11 protein-coding genes and 1 pseudogene are annotated in these 10,076 nt (G+C 39.1%); 5 read left to right on the top strand and 7 right to left on the bottom strand.

All coding sequences use genetic code 11. The annotated features are described in order from the left end of the window. Positions 1-157 precede the first annotated feature (157 nt). Both PCH02S_RS29755 and PCH02S_RS29750 read right to left on the bottom strand, forming a co-directional pair. Complete coding sequence (locus tag PCH02S_RS29755) at positions 158-1,423, bottom strand: BaiN/RdsA family NAD(P)/FAD-dependent oxidoreductase (protein WP_127457723.1); 1,266 nt, start codon at positions 1,421-1,423, stop codon at positions 158-160. Positions 1,424-1,498: 75 nt separating this feature from the next. Continuing rightward, positions 1,499-1,834, bottom strand: a complete 336-nt coding sequence (locus PCH02S_RS29750) for a helix-turn-helix domain-containing protein (RefSeq protein ID WP_127457722.1) — start codon at positions 1,832-1,834, stop codon at positions 1,499-1,501. 137 nt (positions 1,835-1,971) lie between these two features. Here PCH02S_RS29750 and PCH02S_RS29745 point away from each other — a divergent pair, with 137 nt between their 5' ends. Both PCH02S_RS29745 and PCH02S_RS29740 read left to right on the top strand, forming a co-directional pair. After that, positions 1,972-2,967: a DGQHR domain-containing protein gene (locus tag PCH02S_RS29745; RefSeq protein ID WP_127457721.1), complete on the top strand. Its 996-nt coding sequence runs from the start codon at positions 1,972-1,974 to the stop codon at positions 2,965-2,967. 243 nt (positions 2,968-3,210) lie between these two features. Next, complete coding sequence (locus PCH02S_RS29740) at positions 3,211-5,301, top strand: catalase (protein WP_127457720.1); 2,091 nt, start codon at positions 3,211-3,213, stop codon at positions 5,299-5,301. 102 nt (positions 5,302-5,403) lie between these two features. On the opposite strand, the gene PCH02S_RS37095 is transcribed toward PCH02S_RS29740, so the two are convergent. The 3 genes from PCH02S_RS37095 to PCH02S_RS29730 all read right to left on the bottom strand — a co-directional run bounded on the left by PCH02S_RS37095 (position 5,404) and on the right by PCH02S_RS29730 (position 6,973). Beyond that, entirely contained in the window at positions 5,404-5,577 is a 174-nt protein-coding gene (locus tag PCH02S_RS37095; protein ID WP_127457761.1) for an ATP-binding protein, read from the bottom strand. 243 nt (positions 5,578-5,820) lie between these two features. Further along, a complete protein-coding gene (locus tag PCH02S_RS37090; RefSeq protein WP_407670142.1) occupies positions 5,821-5,979 on the bottom strand; it encodes a HAMP domain-containing protein in 159 nt (52 codons plus the stop codon). A 421-nt stretch (positions 5,980-6,400) separates the two neighbouring features. Then, a complete protein-coding gene (locus PCH02S_RS29730) occupies positions 6,401-6,973 on the bottom strand; it encodes a hypothetical protein (RefSeq protein ID WP_127457719.1) in 573 nt (190 codons plus the stop codon). A 65-nt stretch (positions 6,974-7,038) separates the two neighbouring features. Here PCH02S_RS29730 and PCH02S_RS29725 point away from each other — a divergent pair, with 65 nt between their 5' ends. Next, complete coding sequence (locus tag PCH02S_RS29725) at positions 7,039-7,476, top strand: hypothetical protein (RefSeq protein WP_127457718.1); 438 nt, start codon at positions 7,039-7,041, stop codon at positions 7,474-7,476. A gap of 239 nt (positions 7,477-7,715) precedes the next feature. On the opposite strand, the gene PCH02S_RS29720 is transcribed toward PCH02S_RS29725, so the two are convergent. After that, complete coding sequence (locus tag PCH02S_RS29720) at positions 7,716-8,300, bottom strand: hypothetical protein (protein WP_127457717.1); 585 nt, start codon at positions 8,298-8,300, stop codon at positions 7,716-7,718. Between the two features lie 192 nt (positions 8,301-8,492). Between PCH02S_RS29720 and PCH02S_RS37085 the strand changes: the two genes are divergently transcribed. Together PCH02S_RS37085 and PCH02S_RS37080 are read left to right on the top strand one after the other, a co-directional pair. Continuing rightward, entirely contained in the window at positions 8,493-8,675 is a 183-nt protein-coding gene (locus PCH02S_RS37085; RefSeq protein ID WP_407670144.1) for a YkvA family protein, read from the top strand. Continuing rightward, entirely contained in the window at positions 8,666-8,749 is an 84-nt protein-coding gene (locus PCH02S_RS37080; protein ID WP_407670141.1) for a DUF1232 domain-containing protein, read from the top strand. The genes PCH02S_RS37085 and PCH02S_RS37080 overlap by 10 nt, the downstream gene beginning before the upstream one ends. Before the next feature lie 794 nt (positions 8,750-9,543). Here PCH02S_RS37080 and PCH02S_RS35935 read toward each other — a convergent pair. Further along, a pseudogene (locus tag PCH02S_RS35935) lies at positions 9,544-10,076 on the bottom strand (hypothetical protein); the annotation flags it as partial.

The raw sequence follows: 10,076 nt of genomic DNA, 5'->3' as shown, positions 1-10,076 counted from the left end.
AATGTTGAGAGGCTTCGCAAAGAGATTCAGGAGTTACTTATCGAGAAAGAAGCTTTAATGAATGGAAATTCATCTTTATATGAACAACGATGTAAAGCATTGCCTAATTTTTAAAATGAGCCCTTTCTCTTCTAAGAAGAGCAAGGGGCTCATTTGTTCATTGAGATAATGACATTGCTGCATTTTTTCCTGCAGTATAGCCTGAAGAAAAAGCAGCCGTAATGTTGTATCCACCGGTATATCCATGAATATCAAGAACTTCACCACAAAAGTATAATCCATTCATAATCTTGGATTGCATTGTTTTAGGGTCGATTTCTTTTAGATTAACACCGCCACCTGTCACGAAGGCTTCTTCAATCGAGAGAGTACCTGATATTTTGATTGGAAAAGCTTTAATTAATTTGCTTAATGCCATCCAATTTTGTTTAGGTATATTATCATGTGTTAGTTGTTCATCAAGTTCAGCCTTCTGTAGAAGCAATGGGATGACCCGCTCATTCAGATATCCTCTGAGAACGTTTTTAATGGCCTTCTTAGGCTCGTTCTTAGTTAAAGCGAGGGTTTCATCATATACCTCGCCAAGCGCTTTATTTGGCTGGAAATCAACTGTGAGGATAGTCTCTTTTAGACCACTTTTGGCTAATTCCTTTACAACGAATTGACTACATCTCAATACGATTGGTCCAGAAATACCAAAATGCGTGAACAGCATGTCACCACTATGAGAAATTACAGGCTTGCTTTTATTATTCCATACCGTTAATGTTACATCTCTAAGTGAAAGCCCCTGTAACTCGCGACTTTTAATAAATGATTCATTAGAGGTTAAAGGAACTTCTGTAGGGAAAAGCTCGGTAATGGAATGACCTGCGTCTTTGGCCCATAAATAACCGTCTCCAGTTGAACCCGTATGTGGGACGGACTTGCCGCCGGAAGCAACAATCACATTCTTACTACGAATGGTTTCTCCAGATTTTAAACGTACCCCAGAGACTGAGCCATTATTATAATTAATGTTATCTACAGGACTATTAATTCTAATATCTACACCTTGTTTACGCACTTGATTTACGAGCGCGTCTACAACCGTTTTAGCTTTATCGCTTACAGGGAACATGCGCCCGTTGTCTTCTTCTTTTAGACGAATTCCTAGGTTTTCAAAAAACTCAATGATATCCTTGTTACTAAAATTATTAAATGCACTATGTAAAAAGCGACCATTGCCAGGGATATGTTTGATTAATTCATCTGTTTCTTTATTATTTGTTACATTACATCTACCGCCACCAGAAATCCCAAGTTTACGCCCCAATTTATCTCCCTTATCCAGGAGAAGAACTTTAGCTCCATTTAAGCTGGCTGCTATACTTGCCATTAAACCGGCAGATCCTCCACCAACTACAATTACATCGTATGCCATACAAAACTCCTTGACTCATTTTTGCAAATTGTATCATTAATTAGAACGAAACCCAAACGGGATACGTATGCAATGCTATTTAAACAACAAAATATCCTTAATAATTCTGTATATAGTCTTCAACTCATCTATTTTTAGATTAACCAAAAGAAGTTCTATTTTATTAAGGACTTCATTTTTTTCTTTATTCGTTCTTTCTTCCACTACCTCAAATAATTGATAGGGATAAATTTTCAAGACTTCCGATATTTTTTGTATCGTTTCGAGTGTTATATTTACTTCTCCTCGTTCTATCTTACCGAGATAGGATTGATCAATGTTTAGAAGTGCCCCAAGTTCTTCTTGTGATAGTTGCGCAGCTTTTCTGTAGAATCTAACTCTTTTTCCAACACTAGCAAAGAACTTCGACATATACTCACCTCTCTATTAACAGAGTAGGTAAGTCCATTCAAAGTATGAAGTATAATATACTACTTAATACCATTTGAAAATAGGTGTTATATAACCTAAAATAAGAGTACATCTAATGTATTAAGGAGAATAACACCATGAGCAATTTAATGAGCCATCACGTTATTGAAAACGTGATTCAATATAAAATGCGGGGTAAAGTTGCTTATCTAGGTAACTTATCTACAACTTCTGCCTTACAACTCACTTATGTGAAGCCATATGACCATCCTTCAGGTAAAGGATACCAACGTCCAGTTGATATTAAAAGGTGTAATGATTTTGCAATGTACCTTTCAAAGGGGGATAATGCATTATTTACTCCTATTTTGCTAAATGCGGAATCGAAGTGGGAGTTTTCGACTTATGATAAAAGTAGGCCATCCTATGGAAGGTTAATATGTAAGGAAAAGGCTTCATTAATGGATGGGCAACATAGATTAGGTGGAATTAAGCGTTATGCACAGGATACCAACTCAGAAATAAATGTTCCTTTCTTAGCATTTCACTTTCTCGATGAGGATGAAGAAATTCAGCTATTTGATACAATAAATACAAAGGCAAAAGGAATCGGAATTTCTCTAAGTAGATACTTACGCAGATATTCTGACGATTTCAGTTGGATAGCTACCGAGCTTATTGTTCGAAGCGATAGTCCATTTCATTACATTGGCACGATTACTGGTAAAAGGAGTACAGGTAGACATGTTACCTTGCAGAATTTATATAAAATATTAGAGTTTATGCTGAAGGCAAATCATGTAGCAAATTTATCTAAGGATGAAAAACTCATGATAGTCTTGGTGTACTTTAATGCTTTTAAAGAACATTTCAATATGGAATGGTTGGATTATAAGGAATATAGAATCACTCATATCGTTTGTTTAAATGCTCTTGCAATGGCAGGGGCTGTGATTTTTGCGAAATGTGTTTCTGAGGAAAAGAAGCAAATTGATTATAAACGTATGGCGAGTTATGTGAAGAAACTTAAAACTATTGATTGGTCCAGTTACGGCCCATTTAAGTATATTAAGGGAATAAGTGGGTCCCGAACGTTAGCGGCAGAATTGGTATCACAGATGTTATCGGAATAATTCCTGTACAGGATGAGAAATGCGGGTCCTAATCGTTGCAAGACTTACCGAAATTGGTGGAGGTTATCTCGTTTTTTTATGTATCACATTCATTATAAAATAGCGCAGCAAACCAGCTTAACGATTCAAGAAATTGGCTTGGCTTACTGCTCGAAAGGTTCGAAACGCTATATATCCATAAAAGGATAAACTAGGATGGGACTGCGGATACTATGCCTAATCTTGAAGTAGGAGGGGTTATATGTGAACGATAAAGATACCGTAAAGCAAAAGCAGTTGGATACCTATCGTGTTACGGATAAAGGTGAGGCTCTAACAACGAATCAGGGATTGCGAGTCGAGGATGACGAACACTCTCTTAAAGTTAGTCCGCGCGGACCGACCATAATGGAGGATTTTCACTTTCGGGAGAAAATGACTCATTTCGATCATGAGCGTATACCTGAACGTGTCGTACATGCGAGAGGTTTCGGCGCCCATGGCGAATTTGAGTTGTACGAATCACTCGCTGAGTACACAAAGGCGAAGTTTTTAGCCGATACTTCGATACGGACGCCTTTGTTTGTTCGATTCTCCACCGTGGCAGGATCAAGGGGCTCAAGCGATACAGTACGAGACGTACGTGGTTTTGCAGTTAAGTTCTATACAGAGGAAGGAAACTACGATCTAGTCGGAAACAATATGCCTGTGTTCTTTATACAGGATGCAGTTAAGTTTCCCGACTTCATACATGCTGTTAAGCCTGAGCCGCCAAACGAGATTCCACAAGCTTCGTCGGCACATGATACGTTTTGGGATTTCGTAAGTACGAATACTGAATCTGCTCATATGATCATGTGGGTAATGTCAGGACGAGCGCTTCCTCGTAGTTTTCGTATGATGGAAGGATTCGGCGTTCATACGTTCCGATTCATTAATGAGCATGGCAAGTCACATTTTGTTAAGTTCCACTGGAAGCCGAAACTGGGCGTACACTCGCTGGTATGGGATGAGACGCAAAAGGTAGCTGGCAAAGACCCGGACTTCAATCGCCGCGATCTGTGGAATGCGATCGAGCAGGGGAACTATCCTGAATTCGAGCTAGGCGTTCAAATCTTGAAAGAGGAAGATGAATTCAACTTCGACTTTGATATACTGGATGCCACGAAACTATGGCCCGAAGAGATTTTGCCGGTGCGAATTGTTGGGAAAATGACTCTGAATCGGAACACGGATAATTTCTTCGCAGAGACAGAACAGGTAGCCTTCCATGTCGGTAATCTTGTACCGGGCATCGATTTCACGAATGATCCATTGCTGCAAGGAAGGCTATTCTCTTATACCGACACGCAATTGCTTCGCCTCGGTGGGCCGAATTTTTCGGAAATTCCGATTAATCGTCCGATCGCACCAGTACATAACAATCAACGGGATGGCATGCATCGCATGACAATTAATCAGGGGCAGACGAGCTATCATAAAAACAGCTTGGCGAACAATGATCCTGCGCAAGTACCGCCAAGTGAAGGTGGTTATCGCCATTACGAGGAGAAGGTGGAAGGTCGGAAGATTAAGGCTAGAAGCAATAGCTTTGAAGATCATTTTAGCCAAGCTTCGATGTTCTGGCATAGCATGTCTCCGATCGAGCAAAGTCAGATCGTAGACGCATTCCGGTTCGAGCTAGGCAAAGTAATGTCTAAAGAAATTAGGCAGCGTGTGGTGGATGTGTTCAGCCAAGTGGCAGAGGATCTTGCGGAGCGTATAGCCGAAGGCATCGGAGCAACGTCTACAAAGGGCGTCGCTGTGACGCCGACCGCCATATCTCCTGCGCTCAGCATGATGACCAAGGCGAAGACAGCTGCTACACGTAAGGTGGCGGTGATGCTCGGAACGGGCTATCACGCGGCAGAGGTACAAGCACTGCTAAAAGAGTTGACCGCGTCGAAAATAACGGCAGAGATTGTGAGTAAAACAATTGCTCCAGTAAAAGGTGCTGACGGTACGCTTATAGAACCTCAGCAATCACTGCTAACGGCTGCTTCCGTGTTGTATGACGCCGTCTATGTTTCCGGAGGAGCTCAAGGTGTGGACGAGTTGCTTAGCGACATTGCATCAACGGGATTTGTTCGTGAAGCATTTCAGCATTATAAGGCTATAGCCGCTGTAGGCGACGGTGTTCGTCTGCTTATTTCCGCAGGGGTCGTACAGGCTGTAGGAGAGAAAGATACTCAGTTGAATGGCGTTTTGATCACCGAAGAACAACGTACAGACAAAGCATTCTACAAGTCATTTATAGATGCAATTGCACAGCATCGGCATTGGGATCGAATTATTCAGCCGTACCCGATAAAGTAGAATTAATCCAAGAAGCCCACACCTTTTATGTATAGGTGTAGGCTTCTTCAACAGCACCTAATCAGCTACTGTTTTTTTGAAGCAAGGTCAAGAAGGGTTTCTCTAGGAAATAATGACCTCAGTTCCGCAATTCCTATCGCAATTCATTTGGAGGGTCCCGTGGTGCAGATTCACGATAGCTTTCGCAATGGCTAGATCTAAACCAGAATCGGAAGCGCCTGTTTGCCGGCTTCTAGATCGGTTAACACGATAAAACCGTTCGAAGGTGAAGGGCAGTTCTTCTAAAGGGAATACCTATACCATCATCAACAATTCGGATAATTAGGTGTGAAGCCAGGTCTTCAAGGTGAATTTCAATTCTTTGGTTAGCATATTTCAATGTATTATCCCAGCGTAATTAAAAGTACCTTTTTAATTTGTTCTCGATCAGCACCTATTAGAAGGCCTTACTAGAACAAGGGTTTCTTTGCTAGAGAGTGGCTCAGAAGCTACATAGTCTCTTTACATAGCTACACTAGATCAATGACGCTTAAGTATCGGTAATAAAGTGCGCTGTGTTTCCGTATACTTTGTCTCAATACGTTCCATCATATGATTAAATGTTTCAGAAAGCTGATAAAGCTCATCCTTCGACTTTTGATTCAAAGGCAAGTTTTCTAAGGTGCTGCTGATTGCGATTAACTTATTTAATTGGTTATTGAAGTAACGAGGAACTATAGCTTAATAAAACACCAGTGAAGGCAGCAGAGATCAATTCAAGAGGCTGCCTTTTCCCCGCTAACGGGCAGTATACCTCCAATTAATGGAAGAATAAACTATTCTCGAATTGAAGGGATTGTATTGGCCTGTTCTTAATTTCAGAGCTAAAGATTTTCGGAGAATCATCTGAAATTTTGAGAATATTAGGGGTAAGCGAATAGAGAAGGTTAGCTTCATTAAAATGACAGAGAAGGAGTAGCTGAGGTATGGAGAAAATAGAAAAGGGCGTGCATAAACAAAGAGAACTATGATCCGGAGGATGGGATGTCAACCTCCGGATCATAGTTCTCTTTGAGTGGATCGGATATTATTTATGCAAAAATATGTCTAATTGCAGAAATCAACCGATGCTTTTCTTTAGCAATCGAGCTACTCGTTTTCTGGATTTCGGGAGAGGAAACACTCTCACTTTTTCTACGTAGGTTACACCGGTATATTTTTTTAGCTCCAGCTTCAAACTTGGAGAATCGCTATTAGGATTATTTACTAACCAATGATAGATCCATACTTCATTTGGAGGGTTGTTCCCATTTTTGATCGGACAAAGCAACCTGCCGTTTTTCACTTCACGCCCTGCTGGGAATGCGGGCGATTGTTGAACTCTGAATTTAACGGCAACGCAAGAAGCGGCCGGTATCGCGGGCGAAGAATGCATATTGCTGCACCGCCCTTTTTGATCATTCTTTTTAAAAGGAGTTTTGCGAATCTCAATAGGAGTAACAGTAATGAGTTGGCGAAAGAGATGTCCGTTGTTTCTGTTGATGTTGTAATGCAGTATTGTAACCGGTCCACTATACGTTTTCGAATCCAGACTTTTAGGCGAAACCAGAACACCGTCATGAACAGTAGCAGGTGCCCCCATCATGGTAAAATAAAGAATGCCGACACAATCTCCAGCTTTGATGGTCGCCAAATACACCACTCCTTAATGGTTAATAATGTATAAGTATGTGGCCAATCACTAGAAGTCTTGTATGCATGCCCTACGATTATGAATTTTCTTTAGACGTTCCTCTATTAGGATACGTAGATGCCGTTACGGTTCCCATCCCTAGTTCATATGATGGGCACAAACGAATAGAAAGGAAAATGGTTGATGTGAGGTTCGAATCCAGAAAGAAGACGACCACAGCATCGTTATTCCGAACTTCCAGGAAGATCTTACAAAATAACTTACTGAAGTTGAGGAATACGAATGAGTTTACGTTTGTTTTTATGGGTGACGGTTGGGCGGGTGATGGGCAAACGAGCAATACCATTTTTGGGTTAGCTCTTTCGGCAGTTCGCTCCTTGAAAAGAACGGCCAAAGAGTTTAAAACGGGAGGGACCTATACCGACAAAGTTCCTGTGAAAAGTCTACTTCAATTAATTAATTATAGGACCTTTGAAGGAGTCATTACGGAACTCTCCCAGTAATGAACTCACCATTCAACTAACGTAAGAACTCATAGTTGAATACCAAAGGGGTTGCAGCCTTGCAGCCCCTCACTCCGTTAACAGGAGGATAGTTCCACCTAAATGTGATTCTCAAAAAAAAGGAGGGGCGAAAGATCGCCTCTCAATGTCACTTACTAATATACCCACTAACATATTATTCAACTTATAAAATTTTGCAACTAATTTATTGCCTAATTTAGAAAAAGATTTAGGATTTATTATATAATATTTAAAATTTCTTCGAACACTTTGTATATTCTCAAATATGTTAACCGATTATTTTCATTGAACTTTTCATACATAGTAGGGTGGTCACTAAAATTTCGACCTAATTCCCCTGCTCTTGATTCTAATTCTAAATTTATTGTTTTCATAGTTACGTATACCCCATATAGTTGCTTTAAAACTTCAGCATCATAAATCTCGTTTGTAATTGTGTTATCATAGCTAGTCCTTTTTAAGACTATGTAATAAACTAAATTTCTCCACGTTTCTTTTGTTTTTTTAAATTCGTTCCAACTTCGTTCTACTTCAACATCACTTGCATGACCTAATTCATGTGCGATCAAGCAGTCAATGTAAGCGACCTTTTCATTGTCCTCAATTGTTGATAACATCTCTTTGATTTTTTTCATGGAAATATAAATCGTTTTATCCAATGGTTCATAATTTGCTGTTGATTCCAATAACAATTGATTTGTTGAAGAAATAACATCTTCTTTGATAACAACCTTAATATCAAGGTTGCTTTTTTGGATTTTCTCTATAATAAGTTTTTTTATTCTTTCCATTTGCATTACCATTACTTAATAGCACAAGTGTCCAAGTTAATATCGATGTTCACTTTTCCGACGAAGACGTATTTATAGTAGAGATTGCAACGATTGTAGAAGTTTACCCCTTATGTAACTAACGAAAGAACGTTTCTTCAGTGATAGTATTGAATACCTGAAGCTTTCTAATATTAAGACGAACTTCAATAGGGTGAACTGAAAATGGACGATGAGGCAATTGAAAAAACAAAACAATCATTAATAAATAAATCGAAAACGATAGCAAAGAAACTTAAATCAAACCTGATGGTGATGTATTTGGCATATCGTGATCCAAGAGTGCCTTTGTTTACAAAAATATTTGCAATTTGTGTATTAGCGTATGCTTTTGCCCTGTGGACTTAATACCAGATTTTATACCGATACTTGGATATCTTGATGATTTAATTCTTGTACCGCTTGGTATTTATATAGCTTGACGGCTGTTTCCGAAAGAAGTGCTTGAAAAATATCGATCAAAGGCAGTGGAACAAAGAAAACTAGGTAAACTCAAGAATTGGGTTACAGGTACACTTATTATAGCCGTTTGGATTGCATTAGCGGTATGGTTTAGTTGGTATTTCTATGGACTATTAAAGTAACTGTTAAAGTTACGAGGAATGATCAGTAAAATAAGATTAAGACAAATTCGTATCATCAATGAATGACAAGAATTTGTTCCGATTGCCGAATGAGGCCAAGCATAATGTACCGATTACCGATTCATGAAAGAAATTGGGGGTATACAAGCAACAATTTGTTTTATAAAAGACTTGAGTAAATGTATTGGTTTCATAAAATTATCAATAAAAGGGAATTCTTTAAATTTCATGAAATATATACATGGCAAATTATTTTGTGGGTTTTGCAAAAAGGTGTTATATGAAATTACCTTAAATCGCTAAAGAGGGAGAGCTACTCAGTCTTTGCTCATTCTCTGTAAAAAGACTATCCTGGTAGAAGGAGATTCTGATGAACTTGTAGTTCAAAAAAAGCATACATGATTTCAAATGAAGGTAAATAGTAAATAGACCTATTCAAGACTAAATTGATGTTACTTCGGTAGGCACATTTTTTTGCAATTCTTAGAGATTGCAGTATTTCTTATGAGTGGTAAAGGAATCGCCTCAACATGTAGAATGGGGGCCTTAAATATTAGGTTAGTTTTTTTTGGAATTGAAGGATAATTTATTTAAATAACCTTCAATTCCAAATTAGTTAATTGCAAGTATGTTTAAATTTCAGTGTTCACATAAACAGCATATACTGCACTTTGAGTTATATTAGGATTTGCGAAAAGACTTATAGCATCGTCGCGATTTAAAGGGTTCCCAACCATATTGCTGGTCCAAGAAATGGTAGCTGGCGCTAAGGTGTAAGGAGAATTATTTGATTCAAGCACATTTAACGTAGGTACACCTTCACCGTCGGATGGTCTACTCGAAAAGATTATTGTGCCAGTGATGCTAGCTGTTGTCACTATAGTTATTGTTGAGATAATGTTTCCCACAGCAGGTGAAACAGCGTTATTGATAACATTTTTACATATTTGGTATAGATATGTGCCAATAGGTAAGTTGTTAACATTTATTGAACCTGAAAAACCTACGAGAGTCCCAACGGTTCCTGCAACTACGTAAGGTATAACATTGGATACCGCACCAGGAGAACCTGCTATACGTTGGAAACCCGCGTTGGTACCTCCAAAGAGTATTACTTTTGTAGAAGTTGTAGGGGATGGACCTGTAGCGCCTGTAGCGCCAGCAG

The sequence above is a fragment of the Paenibacillus chondroitinus NBRC 15376 genome (genome assembly GCF_004000765.1).
GTDB lineage: Bacteria > Bacillota > Bacilli > Paenibacillales > NBRC-103111 > Paenibacillus_E > Paenibacillus_E chondroitinus.
This window is presented reverse-complemented; position numbering and strand designations above follow the sequence as displayed.